General features: G+C 69.7%; 10 protein-coding genes. 7 read left to right on the forward strand and 3 right to left on the reverse strand.

Translation table 11 applies throughout. From position 1 onward, the window contains the following. Window positions 1-32 precede the first annotated feature (32 nt). On the forward strand, window positions 33-680 hold the full coding sequence (eda, locus tag V1318_RS12265) for a bifunctional 4-hydroxy-2-oxoglutarate aldolase/2-dehydro-3-deoxy-phosphogluconate aldolase (protein ID WP_332939962.1): 648 nt from the start codon (window positions 33-35) through the stop codon (window positions 678-680). Between the two features lie 262 nt (window positions 681-942). On the opposite strand, the gene V1318_RS12270 is transcribed toward eda, so the two are convergent. From V1318_RS12270 to V1318_RS12280, 3 genes are all read right to left on the reverse strand, one after another. After that, entirely contained in the window at window positions 943-1,986 is a 1,044-nt protein-coding gene (locus V1318_RS12270) for a LacI family DNA-binding transcriptional regulator (protein ID WP_332940059.1), read from the reverse strand. Window positions 1,987-2,122: 136 nt separating this feature from the next. Continuing rightward, window positions 2,123-2,848: a class I SAM-dependent methyltransferase gene (locus V1318_RS12275; protein ID WP_332939963.1), complete on the reverse strand. Its 726-nt coding sequence runs from the start codon at window positions 2,846-2,848 to the stop codon at window positions 2,123-2,125. Window positions 2,849-2,938: 90 nt separating this feature from the next. Further along, a complete protein-coding gene (locus tag V1318_RS12280; protein ID WP_332939964.1) occupies window positions 2,939-4,258 on the reverse strand; it encodes a sugar MFS transporter in 1,320 nt (439 codons plus the stop codon). A 431-nt stretch (window positions 4,259-4,689) separates the two neighbouring features. Here V1318_RS12280 and V1318_RS12285 point away from each other — a divergent pair, with 431 nt between their 5' ends. The 6 genes from V1318_RS12285 (at window position 4,690) to V1318_RS12310 (ending at window position 16,321) form a co-directional block, all read left to right on the forward strand. Further along, complete coding sequence (locus V1318_RS12285) at window positions 4,690-5,697, forward strand: glucokinase (RefSeq protein ID WP_332939965.1); 1,008 nt, start codon at window positions 4,690-4,692, stop codon at window positions 5,695-5,697. A gap of 137 nt (window positions 5,698-5,834) precedes the next feature. Then, the gene (locus V1318_RS12290; protein WP_332939966.1) at window positions 5,835-8,570 is read left to right on the forward strand and encodes a TonB-dependent receptor; all 2,736 of its coding nucleotides are present in this window, start codon (window positions 5,835-5,837) and stop codon (window positions 8,568-8,570) included. A 229-nt stretch (window positions 8,571-8,799) separates the two neighbouring features. Continuing rightward, complete coding sequence (locus V1318_RS12295; RefSeq protein ID WP_332939967.1) at window positions 8,800-11,193, forward strand: family 20 glycosylhydrolase; 2,394 nt, start codon at window positions 8,800-8,802, stop codon at window positions 11,191-11,193. 138 nt (window positions 11,194-11,331) lie between these two features. After that, window positions 11,332-11,976, forward strand: a complete 645-nt coding sequence (locus V1318_RS12300; protein WP_332939968.1) for a tetratricopeptide repeat protein — start codon at window positions 11,332-11,334, stop codon at window positions 11,974-11,976. 262 nt (window positions 11,977-12,238) lie between these two features. Further along, a complete protein-coding gene (locus V1318_RS12305) occupies window positions 12,239-13,432 on the forward strand; it encodes an EAL domain-containing response regulator (RefSeq protein WP_332939969.1) in 1,194 nt (397 codons plus the stop codon). 9 nt (window positions 13,433-13,441) lie between these two features. Next, window positions 13,442-16,321: an ATP-binding protein gene (locus V1318_RS12310; protein ID WP_332939970.1), complete on the forward strand. Its 2,880-nt coding sequence runs from the start codon at window positions 13,442-13,444 to the stop codon at window positions 16,319-16,321. Window positions 16,322-16,417 lie beyond the last annotated feature (96 nt).

Consider the following 16,417-nt stretch of genomic DNA (forward strand, 5'->3'; position numbering starts at 1 on the left):
GTTCCTAAGTCCCCAGCCTTCCGGAGTCCGCGATGAATTCGATCCAAGATCTGCAGGAGCGCATCGCCGCCGTGCTGGCGCTGGCGCCGGTGGTACCGGTGCTGGTGATCGAGGAGCTCGCCCATGCGGTGCCCCTGGCGCGCGCCCTGGTCGCCGGCGGCCTGCCCGCGATCGAGGTGACTCTGCGCACGCCGGTGGCGCTGGACGCGGTGCGCGCGATCGCCAACGAAGTCGAAGGCGCGGCGGTCGGCGTCGGCAGCGTGCGCCGGCCCGCCGACTTCGCCGCAGCGCAAAAAGCCGGCGCGACCTTCGCGGTGTCGCCGGGCGCGTCCGCCAGCCTGATCGCCGCCGCCCAATGCACCGACCTGCCCTGGCTGCCGGGCGCGGCGACCGCCTCGGAAGCCATGACCCTGGCCGATCACGGCTACCGTTACCTCAAGTTCTTCCCGGCCGAATCCATCGGCGGCACCAGCGCGCTGCGCGGCATCGGCGGGCCGCTGCCCGACCTGCGCTTCTGCGCCACCGGCGGCATCGGCCCCGACAATGCGCCGCAGTACCTGGCCCTGGCCAACGTGCCCTGCGTCGGCGGCTCCTGGGTGTGCCCGCCGGCGGCGGTAAAAGCCGGCGACTGGGCGCAGATCGAAACCCTGGCGCGCGCGGCGGCCAAGCTGCGCGGCTGATCGCCGCAAGAGGCGGCGGCCATGGCGATGGAGTAGGAGCGGCGTAAGCCGCGAGCTCGCGGTGGCCGCAGATTCGTAATCGCGACTCACGTCGCTCCCACAGAAAGCAGTTGCCGAGCCAACGCGCCAGCGCATAGAGGTGCAAAGCCACCGACCCTGTGGGAGCGGTGTAAGCCGCGATCGCGCAGCGGCCGAAGGGTCGTGGTCGCGGCTTACGCCGCTCCTACCCCGAAGCGAACGCCGGCGATCGTCTCGCCGCGCCTCAGGCCTGCGGCGGCCGCGGCGGCGCGGTCGAGCCGCGCACCACCAGGATCGGGCTGAAGCCTTCGTTCCCCGGCATCTGCAGCGGCTGGTCGGTCTCGCGGCGCAGGTCGGCGATCAGGCGGTAGGCGGCGTGGCGCGCGATCTCCTCGGTGGCCTGGCGCGCGGTGGTCAGGGTCGGCCAGGACTGCTTGGAGAACGGGCTGTCCTCGAAGCCGGCGATCGACAGGTCGTAGGGCACGTGCATGCCGCTGGACTTGGCCGCCGCGAGCACGCCGGCGGCGATCTCGTCGTTGCTGCCGAAGATCGCGGTCGGGCGGTTGGGCAGGGCGAACAAGCGACGCGCGCCGCGGAAACCGTCGTCGAAGGAATAATCGCCCGGCAGCACCAGGTCCTCGTCCTCGCCGATGCCGTAGTCGGCCAGCGCCTGCGCATAGCCCTTGTAGCGTTCCCAACTGGAACGGTGCGACTTGCCGCCCCACAGGAAGCCGATGCGCTGGTGGCCGAGCTGGATCATGTGCTCGGTGATGTCGTAGGCGGCGTCGCGGTCGTCGACCCAGACGCAGGGCGCACCGTCCTTGGGGTCCTCGGCGGCCGAGACGATGCGCACCAGGCGGATGCCGTGCGCGACCAGTTCGCTGACCAGTTCCATGCGCTCGGACATCGGCGGCGCCAGCACCAGGCCGGCCAGGCGCGCGCCCTGGACCAGGTCGATCAGGTCGGCGGCCAGCAGCGGCGAGGACGAATCGCAGGGATGGATCTGCAGGCCGTAGCCGGTTTCGCGGCAGGCGGCGAGCACGCCGTTCTGCACGCTGATGATGTAGTAGGGGTTCGGATTGTCGTAGACCACGCCGATCGCGTAGGGCTGCGCGCTGCGCAGGCTGCGCGCGGACGGGTCCGGGCGGTAGTCGAGTTCGGCGATGGCCTGGTTCACCCGCGCGCGGGTGCGGGCGCGTACGCTGGGCTCGTCGTTGATCACCCGCGATACGGTTTTCAGCGAGACCTGCGCGCGTTCGGCGACATCTTTGATCGTGGGTCGGCGCACCGCTGCCTCGGGGTAGTCGATCGGAGTCGCCGCCGCGTTCGCACGCAAGGGCGTTGCGCCTAGCCTACTCGGGCGCCGACGCGACGCAAGCGCCGCGCGCGGCCGGCCGGCTTCGGCACAGGCGCGCGCCGGCGGTTCACGTGTCCAGTTCCAGGGTCACGTCCTCGAACGCCCGGGTCTTGCGGATCGCCAACTGGTAGCCGCGCTCGACCAGCTCGTACTGGCCTTCCAGCGTGCGCAGCAGGCCGTCGATGCCCAGCTTGGGCGTCTGCGCGGCGATGCGCGCGATCGCACGGTCCTGCCAGCGCTTGCCCAGCGCGCGCCAGAACTCGCGCACCAGCTTGTTGGGCTTGCTGGCCTGGTAATAGGCCGGCGGCATCCACAGGTAGTCGTCGAAGATCATCAGCCCGCCGACCTTGAGCAGCGGCCAGGCCTGCACGCCGTCGGCGAGCGCGCCGAAGGCGGTATGCCAGCCATCGACGTAGATCATGTCGTAGGGGCCGCGCACGCGCGCGAGCTGCTCGGCGCTGGGGCCGGCATACTCGCCGACGCGGTCCTTCCACGGAGCCACGTTGGCGCGGAAGCGCTGGTGGTAGTCGCCCTGCAGCGGGTCGGGGCGGAACAGGTCGATGCAGTCGATGCGGCTGTCGGGCTGGGTCAGCACGTTCTGCAGCAACCACACCGTGGAGCGGCCCTCGAAGCTGCCGATTTCGAGAAAGCGCAGGCCCGGGCGGTCGCGAAAGCCGTCCAGCCAGCGTTCCCAGTTGCGCACATGGGCCTGGAACCAGTCCTTGGTGTACTGGGTGTCGCCGCCGGCGGCGACGCCGGGCGTGGCGATGGTGCTGCTATCCGCGTGCTGCATAAGTCCTGGCTGATCCTGGCGCCGGTATCGGCCGCCTATGGTATCGGCGTTCGCGGCGGACCGGACGTACGCCGGTCCGCCGCGTCGCGATCAGCCGCGTTGGGTCGCCGCGGCGCCCACGCTGGCGTTGCGGCGCAGCCCGACGCGATAGCCGCGCAGCGCGAAGTACAGGATGTACAGGTAGCAGGGGATCATCAGCAGCGCGAACACGGCTTGGAAGTCGTAGTGCTGTTTGAGATGCACGAACAGCTGCGGGATCACCGCGCCGCCGGCGATGCCCATGATCAACAGCGCCGATCCCCGTTCGGTGAGACGGCCCAGGCCGCGGATCGCGAGCGGGAAGATCGCCGGCCACATCATCGCGTTGGCGAAACCCAGCGCGGCGACGAAGCCGACCGAGACGATGCCGTGGGTCAGGTAGGCGCCGATGGTGAAGATCACGCCGAGCACGGCCGAGAGGCTGAGGTAGCGCTCCTGGGAGATGAAGCGCGGAATCGCGATCAGACCCACCAGATAGCCGATCAGCATCGCGCCCAGGGTGAAGGACGTGAAGAACTTGGTCTGGTCCAGCGGCAGGCCGAAGCCGTGGCCGTAGGTGCCGATCGCGTCGCCCGCCATCACCTCGGCGCCGACGTATACGAAGATGCACAGGGCGCCCAGCCAGACGTGCGGGTATTGCAGCAGTCCGGCCGGCTTGCCGTCGGCCGCGCCGTCGGCACCTTCGGCGTTGACCTTCTCGGCCTGGATTTCCGGCAGCGGCGAAAACAGGATGCCCACCGCGAGCAGAGCGAGCAGCCCGGCCATGACCATGTAGGGCGTGTGGATGCGCGCGGCGAACTCGTTGAGCACCGCGGCCTTGGTGGCGGCGTCGGCGCCCGCCACTTGGCTGGCGACGTCGCCCATGCCGTGCATGACCAAGGTGCCGATGACGAAGGGCGCCGCCCAGCCGGCGAGCTTGTTGCAGATGCCCATCACCGCGATGCGCTGGGCCGCGCCCTCGATCGGCCCGAGAATGCTGATGTAGGGGTTCACGGCGGTCTGCAGAATCGCCAGGCCCGCGCCGATCACGAACACGCCGGTCACCGCGCCGGGATAGATGCGTTGCGTCGTGTAGTGCCCGAACACCGCCGCGCCGACGGCCATCAGGAACAGGCCCAGCGCCATGCCCTTCTTCATGCCGGTCTTCTTCAGGATCGACGAGGAAGGCAGGGCCAGGCAGAAGTAGGAGATGTAGAACGCGCTGGGGATCAGGAACGCGAGCGATTCGCTCACGTCGAACGCCAGCTGCGCGAACGAGATCAGCGGGCCGTTGAGCCAGGTGACGAAGCCGAAGATGAAGAACAGCGCGCCTACGATCGCGATCGAGCCGAGATAGCGCTGCGGCGGGCCGCCGGTATTGGGCGTGGACATGTGTTCAGGACTCCCCTCCAGGAACGCGGGGAGCGCCCCGCGGCGTTACGGCACTATCGCATTTGACCTGCACGACATCCGTTGGCTCAAGGTGTCACAACTTTGTCCGACAAGCCAGAAGGAGCCCCAAAACTCAGCCCGAGCCAGGCCCGGCCGAGCGCGGTTCTATGTTGCGCCGCATCATCGGAAACGCCGCGAGTTCGCAGTTTTCGTGCATTTGTTAGGGATCCGTGACCGCTAGTTGACAACGTTGTCAAACGGTGGGCAATCTCGGCTCCGCCAGCGGGGGCTGGCCGGGATCAACGGAGGGAAGCGATGCAGTGGGATTCGAAGCGGACGGCGGTTTCGCCCCGCGCGGCGCGGCCGATGCGCGCCGGAAGGGCGGGCGGTCAAACCCTCGTCGCAACCCCGACCGGACCGGAGCGGACCGCATGAGCGCTGCCAGCAGGCTGGCCCCGGCCGCGTCCCCGTTCATCGCCGCCGACGTCGGCGGCACCCACACCCGGGTCGGCCTGGTGCGTGCGGGCGGTCCGGGCGAAAGCGCGGTCGCCGTGCTCGCGCACCGCAAGTACGTGTGCGCCGACTACCCCAGCCTGTCCGCGATCCTGGCCGACTTCCTGGCCGGCGCCGGCGCCGGCGCCGGCGCCGACCGGGTCGCGATCGCCTGCGCGGGCGTGGTCCTGGACGACGCGGTCATCAATTCCAATCTGCCCTGGCGGATCTCGCTGTCCGAGCTGCGCCGCGAGCTCGGCCTGCGCGAAGTGCTGTTCATCAACGATTTCCAGGCCGCCGCCCACGCCGCCCAGTGCATGGCGCCCGGCGACTCGACCCTGCTCACCCCCGGCGTCAGCGATTCCGCGCCGGGCCCGGTGCTGGTGATCGGCCCCGGCACCGGTCTGGGCGCGGCGGTGCGCATCCCGTACCGCGACGCCACCGTGGTGCTGCCCACCGAATCCGGCCACACCGCGTTCGCCCCCGGCAGCGCGCGCGAAATCGAAATCCTGCGCTGGATGCAGCAGCGCGGCGCCCACGTGTCCACCGAGCATCTGGTCTCCGGCCCCGGCCTGGTCAACCTGTACGACGCGCTGTGCGCGATCGACGGCATCGAGCCCAGCCTGCGCGCGCCGGCCGCGATCACCCAGGCCGCGCGCCGCGGCGACGCGATCGCGCGCGAAGCGGTGCTGACCTTCTGCGCGCTGCTGGGCAGCGTGATCGGCGACCTGACCGTGGTCAGCGGCGCCAAGGCGGTGTTCATCGCCGGCGGCATCCTGCCGCAGCTCAAGGATTTCCTCGACGCCAGCGCCTTCCGCGAGCGCCTGCTCAACAAGGGCGCGATGCGCCCGGTGTTGGAGCGCGTGCCGGTGCGCCTGATCGAGAACGAACAACTCGGCGTCATCGGCGCCGCCAGTTGGTACCTGGAGCACGCCAATGAGGCCTGAGCCCGGCAGCGCGCTTCGCGTTATCCGCTGAATTGCCGGCGCCGGCCACCAACGGCGCTGGAACAGACGTACCAGGCTTCGCCCAATCGACGCAGATCGAGCGGCGGAGAGGACCATAGCCCGAGGGAGAGAACCCAATGAAAGTTCGCAAGACCATTCTGTCCGTCAGTATCGTCGCGGCCCTCGGCTTTGCCGGCCAGGCCGTGGCCCAGGACGCAAGCACCGCATCGCCGGACGCCAAGGACCTGGACACCATCGTGGTCAAGGGCATCCGCGGCGCGATCGAACAGTCGCTGGACACCAAGCGCGACGACGTCACCCGTGTCGAGGTCATCACCTCCGAAGACATCGGCAAGATGCCCGACAAGAACGTGGCCGACTCGCTGGCGCGCGTGCCGGGCGTCAACATCTCGGCGGCCAGCGCCAACGAGGGCGCGTTCGACGAGAACGACCGCGTGTCCATGCGCGGTACCAGCCCCAGCCTCACCCAGACCCTGATCGACGGCCACAACATCGCCACCGGCGACTGGTTCGTGCTCAACCAGACCGGCACCGTGGGCCGCAGCGTCAGCTATTCGCTGCTGCCGTCCGAACTGGTCGACAAGGTGATCGTGCGCAAGTCGTCCGAGGCCAAGCTGGTCGAGGGCGGCGCGGTCGGCAGCGTCGACATCGTCACCCGCAACCCGCTCAACTTCGACAAGGGCTTCAGCATCTTCGGCTCGGTCGGCGGCGTGTACGCCGAGCAGCCCAGCAAGACCGACCCGCAGATCTCGGTGCTGGGCAACTGGAAGAACGAGGACGGCACGTTCGGCATCACCGTGCAGGCCTTCAGCGAGGAGCGCCACCTGCGCCGCGACGGCCAGGAACTGCTCGGCTACGAGGCGATCGGCGCCAACACAGCCGCCGGCATCGCCCATCCGGACCTGGTCGGCGTGTTCTTCCCGACCCTGCTGGGCTCGGCGCTGTTCGAACAGGAGCGCAAGCGCACCGGAGGCATGTTCACCGCGCAGTGGAAGCCGGCCGACAACTTCGAGCTGGAAGCGAACTACTTCCGCTCGGACATGAAGGCCGACAACTACAACCGCAACTACATGATCTGGGGCAGCCGCATCATCAACGGCCTCGACGGCACCAACGGTCAAGTGCCGCTGCCGGGCTACGTGGTGCGCAACAACACCCTGGTCTCGGCCAACTTCGCGCCGACCCCGGGCGCCACGCCGTCCAACGCCTTCGGCATCTACGACCAGATCTCGCGCCCGGGCGCCAAGTCCAGCACCGAGTTCTTCAGCCTGGAAGGCAAGTGGGACGTCAGCGACAAGCTGCGTTTCTCGGCCCAGGCCGGCACCTCCGAAGGCCACGGCGAAACCCCGGTGCAGGACGTGGCCGAGTGGGACGTGGGCCTCAACAGCGGCGGCGGCTGGGGCCTCAACGGCGTCGGCGCGGCCGACTGGCACCTGGGCAACGCCAACACCGGCGCGCCCGGCATCCCCAACACCGACTACCGCCTGGATTGGATCTTCGGCTTCCAGGACATCGACGTCGAAGACAAGGAAGACTGGGGCCAGGTCGACGGCACCTACTTCTTCGACGGCGGCCTGGTGACCTCGATCGACTTCGGCGTGCGCCAGGCCCGTCACGAGCGCAACCTCGACCAGGTCACCGCGCAGGGCCCGAACTTCGCCCTGCCGCAGGATCCGTTCAACCCGGCCAACTGGCCGCAGGGCTTCAGCAACTACCCGGGCGACTTCGCCAACGGCATCGGCGGCAATTTCCCGCGCAACATCTGGTACTTCTCGCCGGAAAGCCTGGCCGCGTTCAACCGCCTGGCCAACCGCGATCCGGTCTCGCGCTTCTATTACCTGGGCGCCTACGGCCTGGAGGAGAAGAGCACCGCCGCCTACGGCCAGCTCAACTTCCAGGGCGAGCGCTGGACGGCCAACGTCGGTCTGCGTTACGTGGAGACCCAGGAAGACGTCACCAACTACGTGAGTACCTCGGCCACCGATCCGGCCGCGATCACCACGTCGGCGTTCGGCGCCTACAAGACCGTGCTGACCAAGAACACGTACAAGGACTGGCTGCCGAGCGCGAACCTCAAGCTCGACATCACCGACGACGTGGTCTTGCGCCTGGCGGCTTCGCGCACCCTGACCCGCCCGGATTTCTCGGCCATTGCCGGCGCGGTCTCGCTGCTCCCGCCGGCCGCGGTCAACGGCGTCGGTACCGGCACCGGCGGCAACCCCAACCTCGCCCCGATCCTGTCGACCAACCTCGACGCGACCGTGGAGTGGTACTACGGCGAGCGCGCGCTGTTCTCCTTCGGCGTGTTCAGCATGAACATCGACAACTACGTTTCGCTGGCCAACGTGCGCCGTCAGTACCTGACCATCGATGCGCAGCGTCCCAACGGCGCGATGGTCGACTACGACGTGACCATCCCGGTCAATTCCAACGCCAAGGTCAACGGCTTCGAGCTGGCCTGGGAAGGTCCGATCGGCGACTACTTCGGTGCGTTCGCCAACTACACCTACGCCGAGTCCGACACCGACGACGGCACCCCGATGCTGGGCACGTCCGAGAACACCTACAACGTCGGCCTGTGGTTCGAGAACGACCGCTTCAACGCCCGCGTCAACTACACCTACCGCTCGGAGTTCTACAGCGGCCTGGATCGCGCCTCGGCCTTCTACCAGGACGAAATCGACACCGTGTCGGCCTCGTTCGGTTACAAGATCAACGACCACATGGCCTTGAGCCTGGACGCGATGAACCTCAACAACCCCAAGACCACGTACTACGCCACCAAGGACCGTCCCCGTTCGGTCTATGAGAACGGCCGTCAGTACTACTTGAACTTCCGTTTCAACTACTGATAGACCACCCTCGCGGTGGGACCGCAGCTAGGTAGGGTGCGGTGGCAACCGCACCGTCGCGAACCTTCGGGCCGACGCGATGGTGCGGTTCGCCTACGGCTCACCGCACCCTACGATTCATGCGCTACCGCTGCTTCGGGCAATCCGGTAGCGTTCAGCTGCGACAGCGGGCTCGGTTACGCCGGGCCCGCTTGTTGTATGAGTGTCGGACGACAACGAGGGGGCGGGGATGAGCGGTAAACGCATGCGCGCGGCGGTGGCCGCGACGGTAGCGCTGTCGATGGTGATGGCGATCACATTGTCGGCCTGCCAGCGCGGCGGCCAGGACGCGACGGCGGACGTGCCCGCCGCACAGGCCTCGCAGATCACGCCGGTGATTCCGCTGCCGGCCAAGGTGCTCGCGCGCGAGGGCGTATTCGCGCTGGACGTGAGCACGCGCCTGCAGGCCGCCGGCGGCAACGCCGACGCGGCGCGGATCGCGCGCGATTTCGCGGCCCGCCTGCAACGCATGCGCGGATTCGCGCCCAACGTGGACGCCAGCGGCAACGCCGCCGGTGAGGCCGCGCACACGGTGGTGTTCGCGATCGACCGCCAGGCCGCCCTGCCCAGTGACGAAGCCTACAACCTCGACATCGGCCCGCAGGGCGCGCGCATCGAAGCGCGCGCGCCGGCCGGCCTGTTCTACGGCGCGGTCACGCTGTGGCAGCTGGCCACCGCCGACGGCGGCCGCGGCGCGGCGACGATCGCCGCGCAACGCATCGAGGACGCGCCGCGTTTCGGCTGGCGCGGTCTGATGCTGGACTCGGCGCGCCATTTCCAGAGCGTCGAACAGGTCAAGACCCTGATCGACCAGATGGCGCTGCACAAGCTCAACACCTTCCACTGGCATCTCACCGACGACCAGGGTTGGCGGATCGAGATCAAGAAGTATCCCAAGCTGACCGAAGTCGGCGCCTGCCGCGTCCCGGCCGGCGCTTCCGGCCACGATCCGGTCAGCGGCGCGCCGATCCCGTACTGCGGCTACTACACCCAGGACCAGATCCGCGACGTGGTGCGCTACGCCGCCGAACGCTACATCACCATCGTCCCCGAGATCGAAATGCCCGGCCATGCCCAGGCCGCGATCGCCGCCTATCCCGAGCTGGGCGTGAGCGACGTGCTCAAGGCGCCGCCGCCGGTGTCGCCGGACTGGGGCGTGCACACCTATCTGTTCAACACCGACGACGCCACCTTCGCGTTCCTGCAGGACGTGCTGGCCGAAGTCGCCACCCTGTTCCCCGGCCGCTACATCCACATCGGCGGCGACGAGGCGGCCAAGGACCAGTGGCAGGCCTCGCCCGCCATCCAGGCGCAGAAGGCCGCGCTGGGGCTGAAGGACGAGATGGCGATGCAGAGCTGGTTCGTGGCCCGGATCGAGAAATACCTGGGCAGCCAGAACCGCAGCCTGGTCGGCTGGGACGAGATCCTCGAAGGCGGCCTGCCGCCGCGCGCGACGGTGATGTCCTGGCGCGGCACCAAGGGCGCGGTCGAAGCCGCGCGCGCCGGCCACGACGTGGTGCTGTCGCCGGCGCCGGACCTGTATTTCGATCATGTGCAAAGCGACAACGACGACGAAGCCACCGGCCGCCTGGCCGCGATGACCCTGAAATCGGTGTACGGCTTCGAGCCGGTGCCCGCCGAGCTCACGCCCGAACAGGCCAAGCACGTGCTGGGCGCGCAGGCCAATCTGTGGACCGAGCACAAGCGCAGCTTCGACGCGGTCGAACGCGCCTACTTCCCGCGCACGGCCGCGCTGGCCGAAGCGGTGTGGTCGCCCAAGGGCGCGCGCGACTGGGACGGCTTCCTGCGCCGGCTGGTGCCGCAGATGGCGCGCTACCAGGCGCAGAAGGTGCAGGCCTCCGACGCCGCGTTCGCGGTGCGCTACCAAGTCGAGCGCGACGGCCAGGGCCAGCCGATGCTGAAATTGTCCAACCAGGCCGGTTTCGGCCAGATCCGCTACCTCGAAGGCAAGGGCGAGCTGAGCACGCAGTCGCCGCTGTACGCCGCGCCGCTGCAGCTGCGTCCGCCGACCGTGTTCCAGGCCGCCACCTATGTAGACGGCCGCGCGCTGTCGGCGCCGCGCCGCTACGCGCCGGCCGACCTGGCCGCGCTGAGCCAGCGCACCGGCAACCGCCTGCGCCAGTGCAAGGGCGGGCTGAACCTGCGCATGGAGGACGATGCGCCGGCCGATGGCATCGGCGGGCGCTCGCCGCGCGCGGTCCTGCAGGCCGACGTGTTCGACCCGTGCTGGATCTACGAGGGCGCGGCCCTGGACCAGGTCGGCGCGATCGAGGTCCGGGTCGGCCAGGTGCCGTACAACTTCCAGCTCTGGCGCGACACGCCCAAGATCGTCAGCCGCGCCGCCAACGGCGCCGAGGGCGCACTGGAAGTGCGCGCCGACGGCTGCCAGGGCACACCGATCGCGGTGCTGCCGCTGGGTTCGGCGCGCCGCACCGCCGGTCTCACCACGCTGCGCGCCAAGATCGCACCGACCGCGGGCACCCACGATCTGTGCCTGGTGTTCGCCAGCGGCAGCCACGACCCCCTATGGGCGATCGAGCGGGTGACCCTGCAGTCGCGCTGAGGTCCGCCGCCCATACAGGCTCCGGCGCTCGCGCCGGGGCCCGGCTGCGCCCGATTCAGCGCAGAAAGCGTGATGAACGGCCCGATCCGGACCCCGCTCGGGTTAGCATGTAGGGGTATCACGGGGGATCCATCGATCATGCGAATTCGTAGTTTGTTGTTGACGGCCGCGCTGGCCGTGTCCGGAACCGCGGCGGCCCAGACGTCCACCACGCAGCCGCTGCCCAAGCCCGCCGAGTTCTATTTCGACGCCGACGCCAACACCGTCAAGCCGGTGGTGGTGGTGCGCGAAACCGGCGAAGTGGCGATGCAGAAGCTCAGCCGCATCATCGAGCGCAAGGCCGGTGCCGACGCCGAAGCCGCGCAGCTCGCGCACCTGGCGATGGAAGCCGGTCGCGTCGACCTCGGCCGTCAGCTCTATGCGCGCTCTCTGTCCGGCCTGGACGCCACCGACGGCATCTGGCGCTCGGTGATGTGGAACTACGGCTGGGACCTGTACCGCGCCGGCGACGACAAGGGCGCCTTCGAACAGTGGCGCACCCTGGCCACCACGCGCGGCGTGACCGCCAGCTGGATGCCGCCGACTTTCGCCCTGGTGCTGTGGTCGATGGGCCGCAAGGACGAAGCCGTGCAGTGGTACGCCGCCGCCGTGCGCACCGAGCCGCTGCAGTGGAGCAACACCGCCCAGTACGCGCGCCTGCTGCCGGCCTGGACCGAGGCCGAGCGCAAGATGCTGGCGGAAGTGCAGGCGGCCTGGGCCGCCAATCCGCCCAAGTATCCCTAAGCGCGCACGCGTCCGGATCGGAACAAAAAAGCGGAGCCTCGGCTCCGCTTTTTTTATGCGACGCAGCGTCGCGCCTTGCTCGCAGCCGGGTGCTCTCGCCGTAAGACTCAGGCGGGGCGGGCCTGTGCCCTCGTCCACGCAGCGACCGCGACCGTTCGTCGGCGCCGTTCCCGTTGAACGCTATGCGCGGATACAGTCGAATCCGTTGCGATCGCGGCGCGCTGCGCCGCGGCCAGGGGCGGCAGTCTCACCAGGGAACGGCATGTCGATTACGGCGCTCAGCGTGATGGTGGTCGAGGACCATGGTTTCCAGCGCCGCATGGCGCTGCGCCTGCTTGCCGAGTTGGGCGTCACCCAGGTGTTCGAGGCCGCCGACGGCGCCGGCGCGCTGCGCCTGCTCGAGGAAGTGCGCACGCCGCCGGACGTGATCCTGGTCGACCTGGACATGCCCGGCATGGACGGCATCGAGTTCATCGACCACGTCGCCCAGCGCGGCCTCGCCCGTTCGGTGGCGGTGGTCAGCGCGCTGGATCCGGCCTTGCTCAACACCGTGCAGACCATGGCCCGCGCCTACGGCCTGCGCGTGCTGGGCAACGTCGAAAAGCCGCTGACCCTGGCCAAGCTGCAGCTGGCGCTGGAAGGCTACGAGGATGCGCTGCACGCCGAAGAAGCCGACGAGCCGGTCGAGGTCACGCCTGCGCTGATCCGCGAGGCCCTGGCCGCCGGCGAGATCGGGCCGTGGTTCCAGCCGCAGGTCGAGTTCGGCAACGGCAAGCCGGTCGGGGTCGAGGCGCTGGCGCGCTGGCGCCATCGCGACGGCCGCATCGTGCGTCCGCAGCACTTCGTGCCGATGATGGAGCGCGAAGGTCTGGTCGACCTGCTCACCGATCACATGCTGATCGAGGGCTGCCGCTGGAAACGCCGCTGGGACCAGCAGGGCATCCGCCTGAATCTTTCGGTCAACGTCTCGCCCGCGACCCTGGCAGACAGCGGCGCGGCCGACCGCTTCCAGCACCTGGTGCGCGAGGCCGGCGTGGAGCCGGAGGAGGTGGTGCTGGAGATCACCGAGAGTTCGCTGATGAGCGACGCCGCGCGCGGCCTGGGCGTGCTGGCGCGCCTGCGCCTGAAGGGTTTCGGCCTGTCGATCGACGATTTCGGCACCGGCTATTCCTCGCTCGCGCAGCTGTCGCAGATTCCGTTCACCGAGCTCAAGATCGATCAGGGTTTCGTCTCCGGCGCCAAGGAGCAGCCGCGCAAGCGCGCGGTGATCGAGGCCAGCCTGGACCTGGCGCGCAAGCTCGGCCTGGACGTGGTCGCCGAGGGCGTGGAGACCGTCGACGATTGGCAGATGCTGGCCGAACTGGGCTGCGGCATGGCCCAGGGCCATCTGATCGCCGAGCCGGTGCCCGGCGAGGATCTGCCGAGCGTGCTCGGCCGCTGGCGGCGGCCGGAGTAGGGCGCGCGCATGCGCGCCTGGCTGGGCACGCTCAGCATCCGGCGCCAGCTGTGGGCGCTGTTCGGCCTGCTGCTGCTGACCGGCGCGACGGTGCTGGTGATCGACGAAGTCGCCCAGTACCGCGCACGCGAATCCCTGCTGACCCTGCGCGACGATTCACTGCGCGGCCTGCGCCGGATCAAGATGGTCTCCGATGCCTACGGCCTGGACGTGGTCGACACCACCTTCCGCGTGCGCAACGACCTGGTGCCCTGGCGCGAGGGCGTGGCCACCGTCGACGAAGCGCGCCGGCGCATCGACGAGAGTTGGGCGGTGCTGGCGCAACTGCCGCGCACGCCCGAGGAGGAAGTCCACTTCCGCGCCGCCGGCGAGGCGCGCGTGGCCGCCGACGCGGCCGCCGCCGAGTTGCGCGCGATCCTGGTGCGCGAGGACATCGACGCCCTGGGGCGCTTCGCCGACACCCGCCTGTATCCGGCCATCGACCCGGTCACCGAGCGCCTGAAGTTGTTGTCGGAGCTGGCCCTGGTCGAGGCCGACAGCGTGGTCCGCGACGACATCGTGCGCAGCCGGCGCACCAGCTTCCTGCGCATCGGCCTGTCGGCGCTGGCCCTGCTGATCGCTGCGGTGGTCGGGCGGCAGGTGCTGCGCAACGCCTATCGTGGCGTCGAAAGCCTGACCTGGCTGGCGCGGCGCATGCGCGAGCACGACTACACCGCCACTCCCAAGTACCAGCCCAGCGGCGAGTTGGCGACGGTGATGCAGGCCTTCATGGAGATGCGCCGCGACGTGCTGGGCTTCGAGAACGAACTCACCGGGCAGTTGATCCGCAACGAACGCACTCGTGCCGAGCTGGAGCGCCGCGAGCATTTCCAGCGTTCGCTGCTGGACGCGGCCCAGACCGCCATCGTCGCGGTCGACGCGCAGGGCCAGTTCACCCTGGTCAATCCCTTCGCCGAGCATCTGCTGGGCTGGCACGCCACCGACCTGCTGGCGCGCGAGCGTTTGCATGCGCTGTTCGAGCCCAAGGCCCTGCAGGCGCTGGCCTACGAGCTCGGCGACCGTCTCGGCCGTCCGGTCCAGGCCGACTGGACCGCGCTGCGCGAGTTGGCCCTGATGCGCGCCGCGCCGCGCGAGGCGATGCTGCGCCATCGCAACGGCACCTGGGTGCCGGCCCTGCTGGCGGTATCGGCGATGAGCGACAGCGACGGCGGCGACGGCGGTCTGCTGCTGGTCGCCGCCGATCTCAGCGCGATCCGCCGGCTCGAACGCGAGTTGCGCGCCAGCGAAGCGCGCGCTCAGGAAGCCAGCCGCGCCAAGTCCTCGTTCCTGGCCGCGATGAGCCACGAAATCCGCACGCCGATGATCGGCGTGACCGGCATGATCGAAGTGCTCGCGCACTCGCGCCTGGACCCCGAGCAGCGGCGCGCGCTCAACGTGATCCAGCAGTCCTCGGCCTCGTTGCTGCAGATCATCGGCGGCATCCTGGATTTCTCGAAGATCGAGGCCGGCCGCCTGGAACTGTCGCCGACCGTGGTCGCGCTGCCGGCGCTGCTGCGCAGCACCGTCGCCAACTACGCCGGCGCGGCTTCGAGCAAGGGCCTGAACCTGTTGTGCGACATCGATTCGCGGGTCGGCCCGGCGCATCGCGCCGATGGGCTGCGCCTGCGCCAGGTGATCGGCAACTTCCTGTCCAACGCGCTCAAGTTCACCGAGCAGGGCCTGGTCCAGGCGGCGCTGGAATGGCGGTCCAGCGCCAAGGACGCCGACGGCACGGTGCGCGACACGCTGTGCTTCCGCGTCACCGACACCGGCATCGGCGTGGGCGAGGAGCAGCAGCGCCATTTGTTCCAGCCCTTCAGCCAGGCCGAGGGCGACACCACGCGCCGCTACGGCGGCACCGGCCTGGGCCTGGCGATCTGCCGCCGCCTGGCCGAGCTGATGGGCGGCGAGGTGAGCATGGAAAGCCGGCCCGGCCTGGGCACCAGCATGCGCCTGGTGGTGAGCCTGGCGCGCGCGCCGGAGTCGGAGCTGCCCGCCGACGCCGACAGCGCCGAGGCGCCGCCTGCGATCGCGCCGCGCCCCATGCCCAGCCTGGAGCAGGCCGAACGCGAACGCAGCCTGGTGCTGCTGGCCGACGACCACCCGACCAACCGCATGGTGATCGCGCGTCAGCTGGCCCTGGCCGGTTACGCCAGCGAGTCGGCCGAGGACGGCCTGCAGGCGCTGGAACGCTGGCGCAGCGGCCGCTACGCCCTGCTGCTGTCGGACGTGCACATGCCCGGTCTGGACGGCTATGCGCTGGCGCGCGCGATCCGCGAGGCCGAGCAGAGCCAAGGCCTGGCACGCACGCCGATCGTGGCCCTGACCGCCTCGGCGCTGAAGGGCGAGGCCGAACGCTGCCTGGCCGCGGGCATGGACGATTACCTGAGCAAGCCGGTGTCGGTGCCGGTGCTGGCGACCTGCCTGCAGCGCTGGCTGCCGCATACCCGGCCGGCCGATGGCGACGGCGCGCACGCGGACGCGACGGCGGCGCTGCCGCAACTCGATCGTGCCCGGGCCCTGGACGCCGAGGTGCTGGGCGCGCTCACCGGCGGCTCGGCCGCGGAGGCGATCGGCCTGCTCGAGGAATTCCTGGCCGCGACCGCGCAGGACCTGTCCGCCCTGCACGCCGCGCGCGACGGCGGCGACGCCATCGCCCTCACGCGCCAGGCGCACAAGATCAAGGGCGCCGCGCGCATGGTCGGCGCGACCGAACTGGCGCAGGCGGCCGGCGAACTGGAAGCCGCCGGCCGCCAGGACGACTGGCCGGCGATCCTGCCGCTGGCGGCCGCGCTGGACAGCGCCGTGCAGCACCTGCGCCTGGTCGCGGCGCAGTTGCCGTCGGCCTGAAGCGCGCGCATTCCCGGCCACGCAGGCCACGGCCGTTGAATATCGCGCATACGCCGGCGTCGGGTCGCGATCCACCCGATCGCGTCGCTCCCTGAC

The sequence above is a fragment of the Lysobacter sp. CCNWLW3 genome (assembly GCF_036697405.1).
GTDB lineage: Bacteria > Pseudomonadota > Gammaproteobacteria > Xanthomonadales > Xanthomonadaceae > Lysobacter.

Coding starts and splice junctions, on each gene's coding strand:
- V1318_RS12280 (WP_332939964.1), bottom strand. CDS start 4,258: ATGTCCACGCCCAATACCGGCGGCCCGCCGCAGCGCTATCTCGGCTCG.
- V1318_RS12275 (WP_332939963.1), bottom strand. CDS start 2,848: ATGCAGCACGCGGATAGCAGCACCATCGCCACGCCCGGCGTCGCCGCC.
- V1318_RS12300 (WP_332939968.1), top strand. CDS start 11,332: ATGCGAATTCGTAGTTTGTTGTTGACGGCCGCGCTGGCCGTGTCCGGA.
- V1318_RS12295 (WP_332939967.1), top strand. CDS start 8,800: ATGAGCGGTAAACGCATGCGCGCGGCGGTGGCCGCGACGGTAGCGCTG.
- V1318_RS12305 (WP_332939969.1), top strand. CDS start 12,239: ATGTCGATTACGGCGCTCAGCGTGATGGTGGTCGAGGACCATGGTTTC.
- eda (WP_332939962.1), top strand. CDS start 33: ATGAATTCGATCCAAGATCTGCAGGAGCGCATCGCCGCCGTGCTGGCG.
- V1318_RS12310 (WP_332939970.1), top strand. CDS start 13,442: ATGCGCGCCTGGCTGGGCACGCTCAGCATCCGGCGCCAGCTGTGGGCG.
- V1318_RS12290 (WP_332939966.1), top strand. CDS start 5,835: ATGAAAGTTCGCAAGACCATTCTGTCCGTCAGTATCGTCGCGGCCCTC.
- V1318_RS12285 (WP_332939965.1), top strand. CDS start 4,690: ATGAGCGCTGCCAGCAGGCTGGCCCCGGCCGCGTCCCCGTTCATCGCC.